At 66.4% G+C, this 20169-nt stretch carries 17 protein-coding genes; 15 read left to right on the top strand and 2 right to left on the bottom strand.

The features are described from left to right. Positions 1 to 43: 43 nt before the first annotated feature. On the top strand, positions 44 to 1321 hold the full coding sequence (locus KIH78_RS01800; RefSeq protein WP_219130970.1) for an alkaline phosphatase family protein: 1278 nt from the start codon (positions 44 to 46) through the stop codon (positions 1319 to 1321). A gap of 75 nt (positions 1322 to 1396) precedes the next feature. Here KIH78_RS01800 and sepH read toward each other — a convergent pair whose 3' ends face one another. Beyond that, on the bottom strand, positions 1397 to 2416 hold the full coding sequence (gene sepH / locus KIH78_RS01795; protein ID WP_219130969.1) for a septation protein SepH: 1020 nt from the start codon (positions 2414 to 2416) through the stop codon (positions 1397 to 1399). Between the two features lie 153 nt (positions 2417 to 2569). Between sepH and KIH78_RS01790 the strand changes: the two genes are divergently transcribed. From KIH78_RS01790 to KIH78_RS01760, 7 genes are all read left to right on the top strand, one after another. Further along, complete coding sequence (locus tag KIH78_RS01790) at positions 2570 to 2863, top strand: DUF4193 domain-containing protein (protein ID WP_034530006.1); 294 nt, start codon at positions 2570 to 2572, stop codon at positions 2861 to 2863. Further along, a complete protein-coding gene (gene dut / locus KIH78_RS01785; RefSeq protein ID WP_214314795.1) occupies positions 2863 to 3345 on the top strand; it encodes a dUTP diphosphatase in 483 nt (160 codons plus the stop codon). Before KIH78_RS01790 ends, dut begins: the two co-directional genes overlap by 1 nt. 83 nt (positions 3346 to 3428) lie before the next feature. Next, positions 3429 to 5759 carry a RelA/SpoT family protein gene (locus KIH78_RS01780; protein WP_214314797.1) on the top strand — a complete coding sequence of 777 codons (2331 nt, stop codon included), beginning with the start codon at positions 3429 to 3431 and terminating at the stop codon, positions 5757 to 5759. 256 nt (positions 5760 to 6015) lie between these two features. After that, the gene (locus KIH78_RS01775) at positions 6016 to 6855 is read left to right on the top strand and encodes a MetQ/NlpA family ABC transporter substrate-binding protein (protein ID WP_214314981.1); all 840 of its coding nucleotides are present in this window, start codon (positions 6016 to 6018) and stop codon (positions 6853 to 6855) included. 132 nt (positions 6856 to 6987) lie between these two features. Then, a complete protein-coding gene (locus tag KIH78_RS01770; protein WP_219130968.1) occupies positions 6988 to 7767 on the top strand; it encodes a methionine ABC transporter ATP-binding protein in 780 nt (259 codons plus the stop codon). A gap of 2 nt (positions 7768 to 7769) precedes the next feature. Next, entirely contained in the window at positions 7770 to 8450 is a 681-nt protein-coding gene (locus KIH78_RS01765; protein ID WP_214314801.1) for a methionine ABC transporter permease, read from the top strand. Positions 8451 to 9714: 1264 nt separating this feature from the next. Continuing rightward, the gene (locus KIH78_RS01760) at positions 9715 to 10254 is read left to right on the top strand and encodes a peptidylprolyl isomerase (RefSeq protein WP_219130967.1); all 540 of its coding nucleotides are present in this window, start codon (positions 9715 to 9717) and stop codon (positions 10252 to 10254) included. A 174-nt stretch (positions 10255 to 10428) separates the two neighbouring features. Here the strand turns inward: KIH78_RS01760 and KIH78_RS01755 are convergent, their stop codons facing one another. Continuing rightward, a complete protein-coding gene (locus tag KIH78_RS01755) occupies positions 10429 to 11238 on the bottom strand; it encodes a Cof-type HAD-IIB family hydrolase (RefSeq protein ID WP_338024091.1) in 810 nt (269 codons plus the stop codon). Between the two features lie 103 nt (positions 11239 to 11341). Between KIH78_RS01755 and KIH78_RS01750 the strand changes: the two genes are divergently transcribed. The 7 genes from KIH78_RS01750 to KIH78_RS01720 all read left to right on the top strand — a co-directional run bounded on the left by KIH78_RS01750 (position 11342) and on the right by KIH78_RS01720 (position 20146). Continuing rightward, positions 11342 to 12493: a M20 metallopeptidase family protein gene (locus tag KIH78_RS01750; RefSeq protein ID WP_214314807.1), complete on the top strand. Its 1152-nt coding sequence runs from the start codon at positions 11342 to 11344 to the stop codon at positions 12491 to 12493. A 37-nt stretch (positions 12494 to 12530) separates the two neighbouring features. Then, positions 12531 to 14228 (top strand): NAD+ synthase, encoded by a 1698-nt coding sequence (locus KIH78_RS01745; RefSeq protein WP_219130965.1) that lies wholly within the window; start codon positions 12531 to 12533, stop codon positions 14226 to 14228. Between the two features lie 80 nt (positions 14229 to 14308). Continuing rightward, the gene (locus KIH78_RS01740) at positions 14309 to 14512 is read left to right on the top strand and encodes a hypothetical protein (protein ID WP_214314812.1); all 204 of its coding nucleotides are present in this window, start codon (positions 14309 to 14311) and stop codon (positions 14510 to 14512) included. A gap of 270 nt (positions 14513 to 14782) precedes the next feature. Further along, the gene (gene pflB / locus KIH78_RS01735; protein ID WP_214314814.1) at positions 14783 to 17158 is read left to right on the top strand and encodes a formate C-acetyltransferase; all 2376 of its coding nucleotides are present in this window, start codon (positions 14783 to 14785) and stop codon (positions 17156 to 17158) included. A 135-nt stretch (positions 17159 to 17293) separates the two neighbouring features. Then, positions 17294 to 18172, top strand: a complete 879-nt coding sequence (pflA, locus tag KIH78_RS01730; RefSeq protein ID WP_219130964.1) for a pyruvate formate-lyase-activating protein — start codon at positions 17294 to 17296, stop codon at positions 18170 to 18172. 56 nt (positions 18173 to 18228) lie between these two features. After that, a complete protein-coding gene (locus KIH78_RS01725) occupies positions 18229 to 18849 on the top strand; it encodes a DUF3000 family protein (protein WP_219130963.1) in 621 nt (206 codons plus the stop codon). Continuing rightward, positions 18833 to 20146 (top strand): HRDC domain-containing protein, encoded by a 1314-nt coding sequence (locus tag KIH78_RS01720; protein ID WP_219130962.1) that lies wholly within the window; start codon positions 18833 to 18835, stop codon positions 20144 to 20146. Before KIH78_RS01725 ends, KIH78_RS01720 begins: the two co-directional genes overlap by 17 nt. Positions 20147 to 20169: the final 23 nt, after the last annotated feature.

The raw sequence follows: 20169 nt of genomic DNA, 5'->3' as shown, positions 1-20169 counted from the left end.
CCCGTGGCCTCCCGCCGGCGTCCTCCTACTACTATGGGAAGGCATGAGTGTGGAAGTACCGGACATGAGGGAGCTCCTGCGGTTGGTCCCGACCGCGCGATACGGCGACTGGACGCCGGGGGAGGGGACGCCCGCCCCGCGTGGCGGCGCGCTGCACCTGTCCGCCGTGCTTCCTGCCGTCTCCGCCGCCATAGGCCATCCGGTGGCCACGCGCGTCCACCACGATCCGGAGGCGCTGCGCCGCGCTCTGGGACTGCCCGAAGCCCGCGCCGCCATCGTCGTGCTCGTCGATGGCCTCGGTTTCTGGAACCTCGCCATGCGCGTGGGACACGCGCCCTACCTGCGGTCCCTGCTGCGCGATTCCGCCAACGCCCGGCCCATCTCCACCTGCGCGCCCAGCACCACCGTGGCCGCGATGGCCGCATTCGGCACCGGCACCTGCCCGGGGTTGACCGGCATGGCCGGCTACACGCAGCTCGCGCCCGACGGCTCGCGTCTCGTGCAGCTCATCCAGTTCAAGGACCCGCTCGTGCCAAAGGACCCGGCCGGCAGGGTCGTCACCATCGTGGACCCGCACGACCTGCAGCGCGAACCCACCGTGTTCGAGCGTCTCGTGGAGCAGGACGTGCCGGTCGTCAGCTCCGGACTCGCGAAGTTCGACGGCTCCCCGCTCACCGAGGCGGCGCTGAGGGGCGGCCGCTACGTGTCCAACGTGCTGCCGGGCGAACGCGTCCAGGCCGCCGCGCAGGCCGTGCGGAAGGACGGCGGCCTCGCCTACCTCTACATCCGAGACGCGGACAAGACCGGACACGCCTACGGCTGGGACTCCGACCGTTGGATCGGCGTGTTCGAACGCATCGACTCGCGGCTGGCGCAACTGCGCAGGGAGGCGCCAAAAGGCACGCTCATCGTCATCGTCGCCGACCACGGCATGGTCACGGCGGCGCCGGAATCACGCATCGACATCGCCGGCGAGCCGGAGCTCACGCAGGACGTGAGACTGGTCGGGGGAGAGCCGCGCGCCCTGATGCTCTACGCCGAACGGGGCGCGGACCCCGCGGACATCGCCGCACGCTGGAGGAACCGGCTGGACGGGCTCGCACTGGTGCGCACGAAGGACGAGGCCATCGCCGACGGACTGTTCGGACCGGTGGACGGACGCGTCGAACCGATGCTCGGCGACGTCATCGTGCAGGCCATGCACGACGTCACCCTCGTCGACTCGCGCACCCAATCGGACAAGGCCACACGCCTGCCCAGCGTGCACGGCTCCCAGACCATGCTGGAAATGGACATCCCCTGCCTCATCGACATGGCGTGACGACGGCGGACACCATGTCGGCGGACGGCGTCACGTGACGTGACGGACCGTACCTATCGAACCCGCTCGCCGAACTCACTCGCCGAACAGGATCTCATCCCAACTGGGCACGGCCGAACGGCCGGAACGACGCTTCGGCGCCTTGCGCGGACGGTCGTCGCCCTCGGACGGGGTCTCGGCGGCTGGGGCCGCGCCGGCATCGGCCGGAACGGGCGCCGCATCCCCTTCGGACGTGACGGAAGCGGCGGGCGCGGCGGGGGCGCTCTGCGGGGAAGGCAACGACACGACGGGCCGGGCCAGCGGAATGTCGCCGGTCACCGCGGGGGAGAGCGGCGCGGCATCCGCGGCGTCCGGCCGCATCGGCGGCAGCGACGGCTCGGGCACCGGACCGGGAACGGTCCGGGCGGCCGCCAGGTCGACGGGGAACGTGGCCGGCGCGGCCGCGGGCGCATCCGCCGCACGGGACGCCCCGCCGCGGGAGACGGACGACGCCTCGGCCTTCGGGGTCAGCTCCTGCTCGCCGAGCAGCTTGCGGGCCGCGGCGTTGAGGCACACCACCGTGTTGTCATGCATGTTCCATGTCCACTCCGCATGCACCTTGCGTCCCGCGGACAGGAACTGCGCGATGATGTGCCACGGCTCATGCCCGCGGCGCGTGGCCGCCCACGTGAGCGTGGAACGGTCGATGCCCGCCATGTCCAACGTGGCGGCGATGAGCTCCTCCACGGTGCGCACCCGGCTGCCCTTCGGCGCCGGCACGCGCTTGAACTGCTCGATGGCGTACTGCTTCTCCGTCTGCACGGACGCGGAGAACCGGCGCACCAGCGCCTCCGCCAGACCATAACGTTCCGCCACCTTGGCCGGGTCCGCGCCCGCGCGAATCAGCTGCTGGATCTTCGAGATGGGCAGCGTGTCCGCGGCGCTCGGCTGCCGGACGTTCAGCTGCTCGAGACGGATCTGCTTCGCCTCCAGCATGGCGCGCTCCAACGTCTCGTCCACGGTGACGATGAAACGCTCCCCACCGGCCTCGAACACCAGGTCGCCCGCCTTGGAGACATGGTCGAGACGGGCGCCCCGTGGCGAAATATCAGGCATGCGTGCACCACTTTCCTGTGAATCCTGCTACTTATTCCAGTATGCCCCACGTGTCGAACTTTACGGGTATTTGAAATCGTGTATCCTATGGGCGAGTATAACCAGCATTCCAGCCGCGGCCCACGGCCACGGCGCAGAAGAAAGGATCGCGCGATGGCCCAGGATTATGATTCCCCCCGCAACAAGGACGAGGACGAGGAATCGCTGCAGGCCCTGGGCAAGGGCTCCCAGAACTCCTCGAGCGACATCGACGACGATGAGAACGCCATCGCCGAGGACTACGAGCTGCCCGGCGCCGACCTGAGCAACGAGGACTCCTCCGTGACGGTCATCCCCATGCAGGGCGACGAATTCATCTGCTCCGAATGCTTCCTCGTCAAGCACCGCAGCCAGCTCGCCTACATGACCGACGACGGCCAGCCCGTGTGCCAGGAGTGCGCCGCCTGATGACCTTCGACCCCACGTACAACGAGCCCGAGAACACCGAGGTCCTCGTCAAGGCCATCGACCCGGACCAGCCCGCCGAGCTCGCGCAGCTGTTCTACGCCCACGCCGGGGACGCCGGCGCCGACCTCAGGGCCGCCGAGGCGTTCGAACTCAAGCCGTTCCAGCGCGCGCTCGTGCCCACCGGCGTCGCCATCGCCTTGCCTGCCGGATACGTGGGGCTTGTGCACCCGCGCAGCGGCCTGGCCGTCAAACAGGGTGTCACCGTGCTCAACGCGCCCGGCACCATCGACGCCGGCTACCGCGGCGAGATCAAGGTGCCGCTCATCAATCTCGACCCGGAGCATACCGCGCGCTTCGCAGTGGGGGACCGCATCGCGCAGCTGGTCATCCAACGCTACGTGGAGGCCCGGTTCGTCCCCGCCACGGCGCTGCCCGGATCGGACAGGGCCGAACGTGGATTCGGCTCCACCGGAGTGGCATAGCACGCGCTAGGATACGCGTAGAACGCGCCGCCGACCCGCATCCGCATACGGCATGGCGGCGCATGGACCAAGGGAGGTGGCATATGGCGGACGGTGACATGACGTTCGATTCCGCACGAAAGCTCGGGTGTGAGGTCAGCACGGATCCGATCAACCCGCTGCTGCCCATCATGCAGGCCTGCCGAGTCCACCACCCGGACGAGGACCTGACCATCCTCGAACGCGCCTACCGGCGTGCGGTCATCCAGCATTCCGCGCAACGCCGCAAATCCGGCGAACCGTACATCATCCACCCGCTCGCCGTGGCGCAGATCCTCGCCGATCTCGGCATGGGGCCGCTGGTCGTCGCCGCCGGCCTCCTGCACGACACCGTGGAGGACACCGACTACACGCTCGATGAATGCCGCGCCGAATTCGGCGACACCGTCACCGGCCTGGTGGACGGCGTCACCAAGCTCTCCAAGATGGAATACGGCGACTCCGCGCAGGCCGAGACCATCCGCAAGATGGTCGTCGCCATGAGTCGCGACGTGCGCGTCCTCGTCGTCAAGCTCGCCGACCGCGTCCACAACGCCCGCACCTGGCGGTACGTGAAGACCTCCAGCGCCGTCAAGAAGGCGCACGAGACGCTCGACGTGTACGCGCCGCTCGCCAACAGGCTCGGCATGAACGCCATCAAGACGGAGCTCGAGGAGCTGAGCTTCAAGGTCATCTACCCGAAGATCTACAACGAGATCGTCGTGCTCGTGGCCCGCAGGGCCGGCCAGCGCGAGGTCTACCTCAAGCAGATCCTCGCCGAGATCAACGAGGACCTCGACGCCCAGCACATCAAGGCGTACGTGACCGGCCGCCCGAAGGACTACTTCTCCATCTACCAGAAGATGATCGTGCGCGGCCACGATTTCGCCAACATCTACGACCTGGTGGGCGTTCGCATCATCGTCGACTCCATCCAGGACTGCTATGCGGCGCTCGGCGCCGTGCACGCGCGATGGAACCCGGTGCCCGGCCGGTTCAAGGACTACATCGCCATGCCGAAGCTCAACATGTACCAGAGCCTGCACACCACCGTGGTGGGTCCCGGCGGCAAGCCCGTGGAGATCCAGATCCGCACGTGGGACATGCACCGCCGCGCCGAATTCGGCATCGCCGCGCACTGGAAGTACAAGGAGAACGGGCAGGCCGGACGTGCGCTGAGCTCGCCGGACAAGTCCGACCGCAAGCGCGAAGGCTCCGAGAACCAGGAGCTCAGCGAGGCCGACAACCTCAAATGGATCCAGCAGCTCGCCGACTGGACCAGCGAGACCCCGGACTCCAACGAGTTCCTCGGCTCCCTCAAGGAGGACCTCGGCTCCGCCGAAGTATACGTGTTCACCCCGAAGGGCAAGATCATCTCCCTGCCCGCGGCCGCCACGCCCATCGACTTCGCATACGCGGTGCACACCGAGGTGGGACACCGCACCATGGGCGCCCGCGTCAACGGACGGCTCGTGCCGCTCGACACCAAGCTCGACAACGGCGACACCGTGGAGATCCTCACCTCCAAATCCGACACCGCCGGCCCCTCGCGCGACTGGCTGAGCTTCGCGAAAAGCCCCAAGGCACGCAACAAGATCCGCCAATGGTTCTCCAAGGAACGCCGCTCCGAGGCCATCGAGGAGGGCCGTGACGAACTGACCCGCGCCATGCGCAAGCGCAGCCTGCCCATCAACACGCTGCTCACCCCCGAAGCGCTCATCGGCGTGGCCGACGAACTCAACTTCCCCAACGCGGACAGCCTGTTCGCCGCCATCGGCGACGGACAGATCTCCACCCAGAACGTCATCTCGCATCTCGTCAAGGACGCGGGCGCCGACGAAGTGGACGAGGAGATCGAACAGGAGGTCCTGCCGCTCAAGCCCGTCGAAAGCCGGCAGAAGGCGCACAGCTCCACCGGCGTGTCCGTCAAGGGCGTGGGCGACGTGTGGATCAAGCTCGCCCGCTGCTGCATGCCCGTGCCCGGCGACAAGATTATCGGCTTCATCACCCGCAACCAGGGCGTCTCCGTGCACCGCACCGACTGCCAGAACATGATCGAGCTGCAGCGCCGCCAGCCGGAACGCGTGGTCGAGGTGGAATGGACCAGCACCAAGGGCGTGTTCATGGTCAAGATCCAGGTGGAGGCGCTCGACCGCCGCAACCTGCTGTCCGACGTGACCCGCGTGCTCTCCGACCACGGCGTGAACATCATCTCCGGATCCATCTCCACCGGCTCCGACCGTGTGGCCACCAGCCAGTTCAGCTTCGAGATGGCCGATCCGCAGCACCTCAACACGCTGCTCGCCGCCGTGCGCAAGATCGACGGCGTGTTCGACGTGTACCGCATCACCGGCGCAAAGGACTCCGCCGAGCCGCGTCTGCGCAGGATGAAGTAGGTTCCGCCGAGTCCTGCGCCGGTCTTGCGCTGGTCTTGCGCCGGTCCTGCGCCGGTCTTGCGTCGGTCTTGCGCCGGTCTTGCGTCGGTCTCGAGCCGGTCTCGAGCCGGTCTCGAGCCGTCGGGTGGTTTGCACGCCCTATAAGCAACGTCGATTACCACACCGCGCGGTTCCCCTTCCCATGCCGCTATAGTGGCGTTTCGTCGGGGGACGGCACATGCCGTCCACCACGGAACGAATGAGAGAGGAACACATCATGCGCTTCACCAAGACCGCCGCGGCCGCGCTGGCCGCCGTCACCCTCGCCGCTTTCGGCCTCGCCGGATGCGGCAACACCTCCGGCGCCGCCAGCCAGGAGAACGACAAGACCATCACCGTGGCCGCCAGCCCCACCCCGCACGCCGAGATCCTCAACAAGGCCGTCAAGCCGCTGCTCGAGAAGGACGGCTACAAGCTCGAGGTCAAGGAGTTCACCGACTACGTGCAGCCGAACACCGCCACCGAGGATGGCGAGGTCGACGCCAACTACTTCCAGCACAAGCCCTACCTCGACAACTTCAACAAGGAGAAGGGCACCCACCTGGTGTCCGTCGAGACCGTCCACTTCGAGCCGTTCGGCCTGTACCCGGGCAAGACCAAGTCCCTCGACGCCCTCCAGGACGGTGCCGTCGTGGCCGTCCCGAACGACGCCACCAACGAGGCCCGCGCCCTCCTGCTCCTGCAGGACGCCGGCCTGATCAAGCTCAAGAACCCGGAGGACATCAACTCCACGCCGAAGGACATCACCTCCAACCCGAAGAACCTGCAGTTCAAGGAGCTCGAGGCAGCCGTCGTCCCGACCGTCATCAAGGACGTGGACATCGCCGCCCTCAACGGCAACTACGCCATCCAGGCCGGCTTCGACGTGACCAAGGACGCCCTGCAGATCGAGAAGGCCGACGGCCTCGCCGCCAAGACCTACGCGAACATCCTGGTCGTCAAGGAAGGCAACGAGAACACCGCCAAGACCAAGGAGCTCAAGAAGGCCCTCAACTCCAGCGAGGTGCGCGACTACATCAACGACACCTACAAGGGCGCCGTCGTCCCGGTCTTCTGATCCGGAAAGCCCACGGACGAGACATGCCATCCGATACAATGCCGCACGGCACGGGCGCACGCCCGACGTGCGGCATTGCCGTTTCCGGCATGCGGCCCGATTCCATGACAACCATACGGTAAGGAACACTCGATGATCCAATTCGAGCATATGAAGAAAAGCTACGGCGTTGGTGCGGACGCCCACGAGGTGCTGCACGACGTCGACTTCACCATCCACGACGGCGAGGTGTTCGGTATCCTCGGCTCCTCCGGCGCCGGCAAATCCACGCTGGTGCGCACCATCAACCTGCTGGAGCGCCCCACCGGCGGCCGCATCCTCATCGACGGCGTCGACATCACCAACGCCACCGGCAAGGAGCTCAAGGCCCTGCGCGCGAAGATCGGCATGATCTTCCAGAACTTCAACCTGTTCCAGCAGCGCACCGTGCTGCGCAACATCACGTTCCCGCTGGAGCTCGCGCACAAGCCGAAGGCGCAGCGCGTCGCGCGCGCCGAACGCCTCCTCAAGCTCGTCGGCCTCGAGGAGTACGGGGACCGCTATCCGAGCCAGCTCTCCGGCGGCCAGCAGCAGCGCGTCGCCATCGCGCGCGCCCTCGCCAACGAGCCGAAGATCATGCTGTGCGACGAGGCCACCAGCGCCCTCGACTCCACCACCACCGTGCAGATCCTTGACCTGCTGCGACGCATCAACCGCGAACTCGGCGTGACGCTCGTCATCATCACGCACTCCCTCTCCGTGGCGCGCAACATCTGCGACCGCGTCGCGATGATCGACGGCGGCGACATCGTCGAGATGGGCGAGACCGCGGAGCTGTTCGCCAACCCGAAGAGCGACATCCTCAAGACGCTCATCGCCAGCGCGGAGGAACAGAACGGACGTGAGGAAGACGAGAACGGGGAGGTGCGCTGACCATGGGATCGACCATCAGCCAATTCATCGCCGACTACGGCGAGCTGCTGCTCGAAGGCACGCGTGACACGCTCGTCATGACGGGCGTATCCACGCTGCTCGCCTACGTGATCGGCGTGCCGCTGGGCGTGCTGCTGACCATCACCGGCGAAGGCTCCATCCACCCGCAGAAGGCCGTCAACACCGTGCTCGGCTGGATCGTGAACATCGGACGTTCCATCCCGTTCATCATCCTGCTCGTCGCGATCATCCCGTTCACCCGCCTCATCGTCGGCACGTCGCTCGGCGTGGAAGGCGCCATGGTGCCGCTCGTCATCTCCGCGGCACCGTTCGTCGCCCGCATGGTAGAGCAGTCCCTCGCCGAAGTGGACGGCGGCCTCATCGAGGCGGCGCAGAGCTTCGGCGCGACCGGCTGGCAGATCGTCACCAAGGTGCTGCTCGTCGAAAGCCTGCCGTCCCTGGTGCGCGGCGCGGCCATCACGTTCATCAACCTGTTCGGATACTCCGCGATGGCCGGCACCGTCGGCGCCGGCGGCCTGGGCGACATCGCCATCCGCTACGGCTACCAGCGCTACGAGTACGACGTGATGATCGCCGCCGTGGTGCTGAGCGTCATCCTCGTGCAGATCATCCAATCGTTCGGCGACTGGTTCGCGCGACGCATCGACCATCACGCGCGCTGACCGGGACGGCCTATTCCGGGACGGGCCGATAGGCGGATGCTGTCCGGTCCGTGCCCCGTTTACGGATATCCGGTTCGATGGCCCGCGTCCCCTCCCGCACGTCGTGCGGGAGGGGACGCGGGCCATCGCCGTCTTGCGGCTTCGCCTCGCCGGTTCCGGCGGTGTGTCCGATGTGCGGCTGATGTGTGTCTGCCGTGCGGCGAACGGGATCGGGACGCGATGAGTGGCACCGGAACGAGGATGGGGGCTGTCGTTGAGTTCCGGCCCGTGCTTGGTTGGGCCGGAACGACGTGTGCGGGTGATTCCGCGTTCCGGGTTCTTGATTTGTGGTCCCGGAGTGAGAACGAGGGCCTCGGTTGCGTTCCGGACCAGGGACGGTTGGTCCGGAACGAGCATGAGGGGCGGTTTCGCGTTCCGGGTCCTCGATTCGTGACTCCGGAACGCTGTGAAGATGTGTTTCCGCGTTCCGGCCCATGCCCGGTTGGTCCGGAGTGATTGAAATGGGTGTTTCCGCGTTCCGGGTCCCAGGCTTTTGAACTGCATCCCGTGTTGCGTCCGATTCTGTAGGAACGGACGTTTCGTGGTGCTGGTCGGGCGTCCGTGCGTCCGATTCTGTAGGAACGGTTGTTTTGCCTGCGGATTGGGTCTGTGTTGTGCCCGATTCTATAGGAACGGACGTTTCGTGGTGCTGATCGGGCGTCCGTGCGTCCGATTCTGTAGGAACGGATGTTTCGCTCGGGGGTTGGGCGTGTGTTGCGTCCGATTCTGTAGAAACGGGCGCAACATGATGGGTGGCGCGACCGGTGCGCGACTGGTATACGCCCGGTACGTGGCGGTGCGCAGGTGGTGTGCAGGCGGTGCACGTGGAATAACCCGCCAACGCGCTGATGGCACAGCCCGGATGAGGCCCCGTTTCCTTACGCAACCCCGACTGATGGATCTCCAATCTCATCCGCCGTAACCTTGCTCGTAACCACGAGCCACGGTGGGTAACACGAACGGCCGCAAGTCGTAGGACTTGCGGCCGCTCAATACCAAGGAGACAGTACCATGAACTACGTCTCTTATGAGCGTGCAGCGTGGTCAGATGCTGCAGCTCAACTGCCAGAATACCACGCCGTGGCCGTCGCACCTTGTCGAGCCATCCGTGTTATTCCGCAACATCCGTGTCGCCGCGCAACGGCGAAACGCCCGCGCCTGGCATGCGTCGATGCGCCGACGCCGGGGCCATCGCCGTCTTGCGGCTATGACACACTCATGACCTATGAGCACTATCATCATGCACACCTCCGAAGGTGACATCACCATCAACCTGTTCGACGACAAGGCCCCGGAGACGGTCAAGAACTTCCTCGGCCTCGCCACCGGCGAGAAGGAGTGGACCGACCCGATGACCGGCCAGCCCTCCCACGAGCCGTTCTACGACGGTCTCACCTTCCACCGCATCATCAAGGACTTCATGATTCAGGGCGGCTGCCCGCTCGGCACCGGCACCGGCGGCCCCGGCTACGATTTCGACGACGAGATCGACCCGTCCCTGAAGTTCGACCACCCGTACCTGCTCGCCATGGCGAACGCCGGTCTGCGTCGCGGCATGGACGGCAAGGTCCACGGCACCAACGGCTCCCAGTTCTTCATCACCACCGTGCCCACCCCGTGGCTCGACGGCCACCACACCATCTTCGGCGAGGTCGCCGACGACGCCTCCAAGGCCGTGGTCGACAAGCTCGAGGCGCTGCCCACCGACCGTATGGACCGTCCTACCGAGCCGGCCGGCATCCTGTCCGTCGAAGTGGTCAAGTGACCCGATTCCGCACGCCGACGGCTTCGGCGGCGTGCTATGCGTGAGGCGGCCCTTCCCGATGGGGGAGGGCCGCCTCACACGTTTCCGCACGCGTTCCGATGCGTGCACGTCCGATGCGTACGCATCCGATGTCCGTCCGTCACGGCGTATCCGCCGTGCGTCCGCCCGCGTCCGTCACAGCACGCCGAAATGCTCGAGCGCGTGCAGCACGCCGTCATGGTCGACGTCGTCGGTGACGTAGTCGGCCGCGCGCTTCGGCTCCTCGGAGGCGTTGCCCATCGCCACGCCGATGCCGGCGAACGCGAGCATCGTCGTGTCGTTGCCGCCGTCGCCGAACGCCATGACTTGTTCGCGCGTCCAGCCGTAATGGCGCATGAACCGTTCGATGCCGCGCGGCTTGCCGCCGTCCGCCGGGATGAGGTCGACGAAGTTCGGATGCCACCGCACGCCCTGGATGTTGCGGCACAGGGAGACGATCTCCGCCTGCGTCGCCTCGTCCACGTACGGGCTGATCTGGAAGGTCTCGTGTTCGAGCGGGCGCGTGTGCGGGTCGTCCAGGTTCACCTTCGGCGCGGTCTTGCCGAGTTGGCGCCACGTCTCGCGCAATGCGTCGTTGATCCGGTTGAAGTATACGTAGTCCGATTCGCAGTAGTTCGCCACCACGTCCGGGTGCGCGTCCAGCCATGCGGTGATGGTGCGGATGTCGTCCATGTCGAGAGGCTGCTTCTCGAGGAAGCCGTGGTCGTCGCAGCAATACTGGCCGTTGAGGCCCACGATGCCGTCGAACGTGATCGGGATCGTGTCGAGCACGACGGTCATGTGGCTCGGCGCACGTCCCGAGCAGATGAACACCTTGACGCCCTTGGCCTGCAGCCGGCGCAGCGCGTCGATCGTCGAATCGGGGACGACATGCGTGACGAAGCTCGTCAACGTGCCGTCGATGTCGAAGAACACGCCTTTGATATCCGAACCTGCGACAGCCACGACGCACCTCCGTTTTCCATCGTCCATATGTCTGCCGCCTCCCAGTCTACAGGTCGGCGGACCGGGCCGGCGCATCCCCGATGCGCGGCGTACTGTAGGAGGCATGAGCGAACACATCGAAACCGATTCCAGCCTCATCGACATCCGCCACTACCTGCACGCCCACCCCGAACGCAGCTTCAAGGAGACCGACACCAGCATCTATCTGGCCGACCAGCTGCGCGCCCACGGCGTGGAGATCCTCGAGAACCCGTTGGAGACCGGCGTCGTCGGCCTCATCCGCGGCGAGGGCGGGCAGGGCCCGCGCGTCGCGCTGCGCGCCGACATCGACGGCCTGCCCATCGTGGAGGACACGGGGCTGCCGTTCGCATCCGTCAACCAGGGCGTCATGCACGGATGCGGCCACGACCTGCACATGACCGGTCTGCTCGGCGCCGCGTTCTGGCTGGCCGACCATCGCGACCGGTTCGCCGGATCCGTCAAGATCCTCTTCCAACCGAGCGAGGAGACCGGCCAGGGCGCCCGCGCGATGATCGAGGCGGGGCTGCTCGACGACGTGGACGCCATCATCGGCACGCACAACAACCCCAACTATGCGCCCGGCGAGATCGCGGTGGGCGTCGAGCCGATGATGGCCGGTTGCGTGCGCTTCCAGGTCACGCTCCACGCGGACGGCACGCACGCCGGATATCCGCACAAGGGCACCGGGCCCATCGAGGCGATGGCCGCCATGGTGCTCGAGCTGCAGACCATCGTCAGCCGGAACGTCAACGCGCTCCATCCGCTCGTTCTGTCCGTCACCGAGGTGCACGGCGGCCGCGTGTGGAACGTCGTGCCTGCGGAATCCGGCTTCCAGGGCACCGTGCGCTACTTCCACAAGGAGGACAGCCTGCTCGCCGAACGCCGGTTCAGGGCGATCGTCTCCCATACGGCCGAGGCGTTCGGCATCACGGCCGACGTGGAGTGGGACGACTTCCAGGACCCCGTCGTCTCCGACGCGCCGCTGGCGCGCGCCGTCGCCGAGGACGTGCGCGACTACGCGCGGCTCGAGCCGATCCGTCCCTCGATGGCGGGGGAGGACTTCTGCGAGTTCGCCGACGTGACGCGCTCCGTGTTCGCGTTCGTCGGCTCGAACGGCAAGGAGGGATGCGCCGACTGGCACAGCCCGCGTTTCGTGGGATTGGACGCGTCCATCCCCACGTTCGTGGAGTTCTACGTGAACGCCGCCCTGCGCGTCCTGGACGAACTGCGCTGAACCGCGCCAGACGCCGGGCGCACTACACTGGAGGACCATGACACAGATTCGTTTCGCACTCGCACAGATCGACACGTGCGTCGGCGCGCTCGACGCCAACGCGGACAAGGTGCTCGACTACTCCCGCAAGGCGGCCCGCGGCGACGCGCAGGTCGTCGTCTTCCCCGAAATGACCCTCACCGGATACCCGATCGAGGATCTCGCGCTGCGCCGCACCTTCCGTCAGGCCGCATGGGACAAGGCGAACGAACTGGCGTCCGCCCTCAAACACGACGGTCTCGGCGGACTGTACGTGGTCGTCGGTACCGTCGGCACGGACCATGCCACGGACAAGCCGTACAACCGCCTCGTCGTACTGCACGAGGGCGTCGTCTGGGCCGGCTACGACAAGCACTTCCTGCCCAACTACGGCGTCTTCGACGAATTCCGCATCTTCAAGGCAGGCGAACGCTCCGTCGTGCTCGACGTCGACGGCGTGCGCCTCGGCGTGGCCATCTGCGAGGACATCTGGCAGGACGGCGGCCCCGTGGCCGAACTCGCCGGACGCGACATCGACGCGCTCGTCACCATCAACGGCTCCCCGTACGAGGAAGGCAAGACCGACGTGCGCACCGAACTCGCACGTCGACGCGCCGCCGAGGTCGGCGCCCCGCTCCTCTACGTGAACCAGGTGGGCGGCCAGGACGACCTCGTCTTCGACGGCGGCAGCTTCGTGGTGGACGCCACGGGCGAACTGCTCGAACGCAGCCCCATGTTCATGGAGGACCTGTCCTACTGGACGCTGGACAGCGAGCACATCCACCAGGCGAAGACCACCATCGCCCCGGCGCCGGACCCGGACGAGGAGGTGTACACCGCCTGCGTGCTCGGCCTCAAGGACTACATGGCGAAGAACCGGTTCACCGGCGTCACGCTCGGCCTGTCCGGCGGCATCGACTCCGCGCTCGTGGCGGCGATGGCGGCGGACGCCGTCGGCGGCGGCAACGTGCACGGCATCTCCATGCCGTCCATGTACTCCTCCGACGGTTCCAAGGACGACGCCGCGGACCTCGCGGCGAACATCGGCGCCCACTACGACGTCCAGCCCATCGAACCGCTGTTCGACGCCTACCAGCGGCAGCTGCACCTCGACGGCGTGGCCGCCGAGAACCTGCAGGCGCGCATCCGCGGCGTCATCGTCATGGCCTACTCCAACTCCAAGGGGCTGCTCGCCGTGGCCACCGGCAACAAGTCCGAGCTCGCCTGCGGCTACTCCACGATCTACGGCGACGCGGTGGGCGGCTACGCGCCCATCAAGGACCTGCTCAAGACCCGCGTGTGGGAGCTCGCCCGCTGGCGCAACAAGGCGGCTGCCGCGGGCGTCGGCATCGGCGGCCTGAAGGTCGTCGGCAACGAGGAGGGCAACCCCGGCGTCCCGCTCAAGGACGGCGTGATGATCCCTGTCTCCTCCATCGAGAAGGCGCCGAGCGCCGAACTGCGCCCCGGACAGAAGGATTCCGATTCGCTGCCCGAATACGCGCTGCTGGACAAGGTGCTCGCCGCGTACATCGAGCACGCGCACGGACGCGCCGACCTGCTCGCCGACGGCTTCGACGAGGCGACGGTCGACACCGTGATGAGGCTCGTGGACCGGGCCGAATGGAAGCGCCGCCAGTATCCGCTCGGACCGAAGGTCACGGCGCTGGCGTTCGGACGCGACCGTCGCCTGCCCATCACCAACGCGTTCCGCGAATAGCCCGATCGAACAGGGCGGTCGCGGCCGGATGCCCGTTCCGGCCGCGGCCGCACTCATCAAGGAAGGGAAGGAAGCCGATCATGACCGACGGCAAGCAGTGGTATTTCAACATCCGCACGGGGGAGCCGGAGCTCGGCCCCCAATCGCCGATCGAGCAGCGCATGGGGCCGTACCGCAGCCGCGAGGACGCGCTCGACGCGTGGAAGATTTTCCAGGATCGGGAAACCCTGTGGAAGGAGCAGGACCGTCAGTGGAACCTGCGCTGGGGTGACGACGGACGCTGACGGCATCGTCCAGGGCGCCTTACGGGCCGTGTCAAGCGGTTCGCAAGGCGCCCTCGCCGTTTCCGGGCATATCCGCGGCGTTGCGGGAACGGCCGGTTGCGTTTGCGGGAACGTTTGCAGGCGTCTTGCTCCGGTAAGTCGTGTGAACGATAACGCAATGTGATATAGCTCACGCGCTTTTTGAACCTTTTGCCAGATACGTACAGCTAGACTTAAAACCAACGACGACGAAGGTGCGTCGGCAACAAGATACAACACCAAGGAGTGGAAATGACAGCTGTTGAATCTGCTGCACTGACCGCGGAAGAGCTCGACGCGAAGGCGTGGGCCGGCTTCGAGGGCGGCAACTGGCAGAAGGACATCGATGTCCGCGACTTCATCCAGAAGAACTACACCCCGTACACCGGCGACGAGAGCTTCCTCGCCCCGGCCACCGAGAAGACCAAGCACCTGTGGAAGTACCTCGACGACAACTACCTGGCCGTCGAGCGCAAGCAGCGCGTCTATGACGTGGACACCCACACCCCGGCTGGCATCGATGCCTTCCCGGCCGGCTACATCGACTCCCCGGAGGTCGACAACGTGATCGTCGGCCTGCAGACCGACGTCCCCTGCAAGCGCGCGATGATGCCGAACGGCGGCTGGCGCATGGTCGAGCAGGCCATCCGCGAGGCCGGCAAGGAGCCGGACCCGGAGATCAAGAAGATCTTCACCAAGTACCGCAAGACCCACAACGACGGTGTCTTCGGCGTGTACACCAAGCAGATCAAGGTGGCCCGCCACAACAAGATCCTCACCGGCCTGCCGGACGCCTACGGCCGCGGCCGCATCATCGGCGACTACCGCCGCGTGGCCCTGTACGGCGTGAACAAGCTCATCGCCTTCAAGAAGCGCGACAAGGACTCCGTGCCGTACCGCAACGACTTCACCGAGCCGGAGATCGAGCACTGGATCCGCTTCCGTGAGGAGCACGACGAGCAGATCAAGGCCCTCAAGCAGCTCATCAACCTCGGCAACGAGTATGGCCTCGACCTGACCCGTCCGGCCCAGACCGCCCAGGAGGCCGTGCAGTGGACCTACATGGGCTACCTCGCCTCCATCAAGTCCCAGGACGGTGCCGCCATGTCCTTCGGCCGCAACTCCGCGTTCCTCGACTGCTACATCGAGCGCGACCTCCAGGCCGGCAAGATCACCGAGACCGACGCCCAGGAGCTCATCGACAACATCGTCATGAAGCTGCGCATCGTCCGCTTCCTGCGCACCAAGGACTACGACGCCATCTTCTCCGGCGACCCCTACTGGGCGACCTGGTCCGACGCCGGCTTCGGCGACGACGGCCGTCCGCTGGTCACCAAGACCTCGTTCCGTCTGCTCAACACCCTGACCCTCGAGCACCTCGGACCCGGCCCGGAGCCGAACATCACCATCTTCTGGGATCCGAAGCTGCCGGAAGGCTACAAGCGCTTCTGCGCCAAGATCTCCATCGACACCTCCGCCATCCAGTACGAGTCCGACCGTGAGATCCGCGGCCACTGGGGCGACGACGCGGCCATCGCCTGCTGCGTCTCCCCGATGCGCGTCGGCAAGCAGATGCAGTTCTTCGCCGCCCGCGTGAACTCCGCCAAGGCGCTGCTGTACGCGATCAACGGCGGCCGCGACGAGATGACCGGCATGCAGGTCATCGACAAGGGCGTCATCGACCCGATCCTCCCGGAGGCCGACGGCACCCTGGACTACGAGAAGGTCAAGAACAACTACGAGAAGGCTCTCGAATGGCTGTCCGAGACCTACGTGATGGCGCTGAACATCATCCACTACATGCACGATAAGTACGCGTACGAGTCCATCGAGATGGCCCTGCACGACAAGGAGGTGTACCGCACCCTGGGTTGCGGCATGTCCGGTCTGTCCATCGCCGCCGACTCCCTCGCCGCGATCAAGTACGCCAAGGTGTACCCGATCACCAACGCCGAGGCCAAGACCCTCGAGGGCCACGAGTACGAGTACGTCGAGGGCGCCGACGACGACCTGGTCGTGGGCTACCGCACCGAGGGCGAGTTCCCGATCTACGGCAACGACGACGACCGCGCCGACGACATCGCCAAGTGGGTCGTCTCCACGGTCATGGGCCAGGTCAAGCGCCTGCCGGTCTACCGCGGCGCCGTCCCGACCCAGTCCATCCTGACGATCACCTCCAACGTGGAGTACGGCAAGAACACCGGTTCCTTCCCGTCCGGCCACAAGAAGGGCACCCCGTACGCCCCGGGCGCCAACCCGGAGAACGGCATGGACTCCCACGGCATGCTGCCGTCCATGTTCTCCGTCGGCAAGATCGACTACAACGACGCGCTCGACGGCATCTCGCTGACCAACACCATCACCCCTGATGGCCTCGGCCGCGACGAGCAGGAGCGCATCGGCAACCTCGTCGGCATCCTCGACGCCGGCAACGGCCACGGCCTCTACCACGCGAACATCAACGTGCTGCGCAAGGAGACCATGGAGGACGCCGTCGAGCACCCGGAGAAGTACCCGCACCTGACCGTGCGCGTCTCCGGCTACGCGGTGAACTTCGTCAAGCTCACCAAGGAGCAGCAGCTCGACGTGATCTCCCGCACCTTCCACCAGGGCGCCGTCACCGACTGATCTCCGTCGCAGACAGCGACCGCGTGAAGCGGTAGAACGATGATGAAGGGGTGGGATTCGTCCCACCCCTTCATCATGACCATCAACATACGACCAACATCCTTCCCTCGCATCACCAGGAACAGGAGGACGACGATGCCCGACACCCAGTTCCGCACCACCACGCGCCATATGCTGCGCGCATCCAAGACCTACGCCAAGCAGACCCTCATGGGCGGTCTGTCCGGCTTCGAATCGCCCATCGGGCTGGACCGACGGGACCGCATCGCCGCACTGCGGTCCGGCGACATCGGCTTCGTCCACTCGTGGGACATCAACACGTCCGTCGACGGACCGGGCACCCGTATGACCGTCTTCATGAGCGGCTGCCCGCTGCGCTGCCAGTACTGCCAGAACCCCGACACCTGGAAGATGCGCGACGGCAAGCCCGTCACGCTCGAGGCGATGATCAAGAAGGTCGACCGCTACAAGGACCTGTTCAAAGCCACGCGCGGCGGCATCACCTTCTCCGGCGGCGAATCGATGATGCAGCCCGCGTTCGTCTCCCGCGTGTTCCACGCCGCCAAGGAGATGGGCGTGCACACCTGCCTCGACACCTCCGGATTCCTCAACGAGAACTACACCGATGAGATGCTCGAGGACATCGACCTGTGCCTGCTCGACGTCAAATCCGGCGACGAGGAGACCTACCACAAGGTCACCGGCGGCGTGCTGCAGCCCACCATCGACTTCGGCCGGCGCATCTCCAAGGCCGGCAAGAAGATCTGGGTGCGGTTCGTGCTCGTGCCGGGCCTCACCGACGCCGAGGAGAACGTCGAGAACGTCGCCCGCATCTGCGAAAGCTTCGGCGACGCCGTCGAACACATCGACGTGCTCGGATTCCATCAGCTCGGACGCCCCAAGTGGCACGAGCTGCGCATCCCGTACCCGCTGGAGAACCAGAAGGGGCCGAACGCGGCGCTGCGCGAACGCGTCGTCAAACAGTTCGAATCGCACGGCTTCACCGTCTACTGACCGGCCTCCCGCGTGCCGATACCCCGAAACGGCGCGAACGCCCTTACGCTGGAGACATGGCCGACATTTACGCATTCCCCATAGGCGTGGAACCGCGGACGGCGGACGGCGTCGACTCCCGTACGCCGCTGCCGGAACGCCCCGACGGCGTGCCCGACGACGTCTGGAACGCCGTCGAATCGGTGCGCGTCATGGACCGGCTCGAGGACATGGAGTACCGGGAGATACCGGTGCCGCAGACCCTGGCGGACTACGGCATCGGCGTGTCGATGGAGACGCGGTCCGACAGGTCGCCCCACGCCTCGGGCTGGATCATGCTGCTGCACGCGAGGGAGCCCCGCGACGATTGGGGGTCGCGCTGGCGTTGCGTGGCCTTCGCCGCCATCCCGCTCGAGCCGAAGGAGAACACGTCGCTCGCGCCGGACATGTACTGGGACGACCTGTGCCGACGCATGGGGGGCGTCCGCCGCGACAGCATGGGAGGCACCGTCACCGTCACCCAGAACACGACGTTCGGCTCGCTCGGCGTGGACGATTCCGCAGGTTGCGAGATACGTGTATCCTTCACTCCGGTGACCGAGCCCGGAGGGATGTTCGACGCCGGCGCGACCGTCGGCGACTGGGCCCGGTTCATCAGGTCCACCATCCGTTTCGACGAGGATGACATTGTTGATTGAACGCAATCTGGAGCCACGCCTGCTCAACGAACCACGCGGGGGAGTGCCGGACGTCACCGACACCCGCGAAGGATACCGGGACGCCTGCGTGGCGCTCGCCTCGGCATCCGGCCCGCTGGCCGCGGACGCCGAACGCGCGTCCGGATTCCGCTACGGGCACGAGGATTGGCTCATCCAATTCAAACGCGGCGACTCCGGCATCATCCTGCTCGACCCGGTGGCGCTCACCAAGGCGGGCGTCAGCTGGCATACGTTCAACACGGCCGTGGGCGATGCCGAATGGATCATCCACGACGCGATGATGGACCTGCCCGGCTTCATCGACATCGGATTGACGCCGAAGCGCCTCTTCGACACCGAGATGGCCGCTCGCCTGCTCGGACTGCACCGGTTCGGCCTCGCCGCCGTCACCGAACACTATCTCGGGCTCGTCCTCGCCAAGGAGCATTCCGCGGCCGACTGGTCGTATCGCCCGCTACCGCGCGATTGGCGCAACTACGCCGCGCTCGACGTCGAGGAGCTCATCGAACTCGAGGAACTCATGCGCGCCGACCTCAGGCGGGCCGGCAAGGAGGAATGGGCCGAGGAGGAGTTCGCGCACATCCTCGCCGAAGGCACGTCAGGCAGGCCTCGCCACGAGCATCCGGTGCCATGGCTGCGCATCTCCCACATCACCGAGATCATCCGCGACCCGCGCGCCCTCGCCGTCGCACGCGCCCTGTGGACGAAGCGCGACGAGCTGGCCCGCCGCTACGACATCTCCCCGCCCCTGCTGCTCGAGGACTCGTCGATCATCGAGGCGGCGAAGCGCAAGCCGCGCAACGCGCGCGAGTTCCGCGCCGTGCGCTGCCTCAACGAGCGCGTGCGCATGCACACCGGCAGCGAGCAGGACAAGATGTTCGAACGCTACGCGCCCATCCAGCGCTCGGTGAAGCCGTCCCTGTGGAAGACCGTCATCCAGGAGGCGCTCGCACTGCCCGCATCCGAACTGCCGTCGACGCCCGGCGGCCGCGACCCCAAGGACGGTCCCGCCGCCAACGCGCCCCGCTCGAACAAGCAGTGGGAGCGGCACCCGGAGCGGATGGAGCGCCTCAAGCGCGTGCGGAGCGTGGTTAACCAGATCGCCGAGGACACGCGCACCCCGGTGGAGATCATCGTCAACCCCCAGATCATCCGCAACCTGTGCTGGACGGACGAGCCGGAGACGCGCGACGTGGCGGAGTTCCTCACGGAGCAGGGTGCACGGCGCTGGCAGGTGCGGCTCATTGCAGCGTCCGTGGAACGCGTTATACTGTGACGGTTGCCTTCGGGCAGATATAA

Origin of the sequence: Bifidobacterium saguinibicoloris (assembly GCF_019331725.1) — a bacterium.
Taxonomy (GTDB): Bacteria; Actinomycetota; Actinomycetes; order Actinomycetales; family Bifidobacteriaceae; genus Bifidobacterium; species Bifidobacterium saguinibicoloris.
Note: the sequence above shows the minus strand (reverse complement) of the source record. Positions and strands in the feature narration are given on the sequence as shown.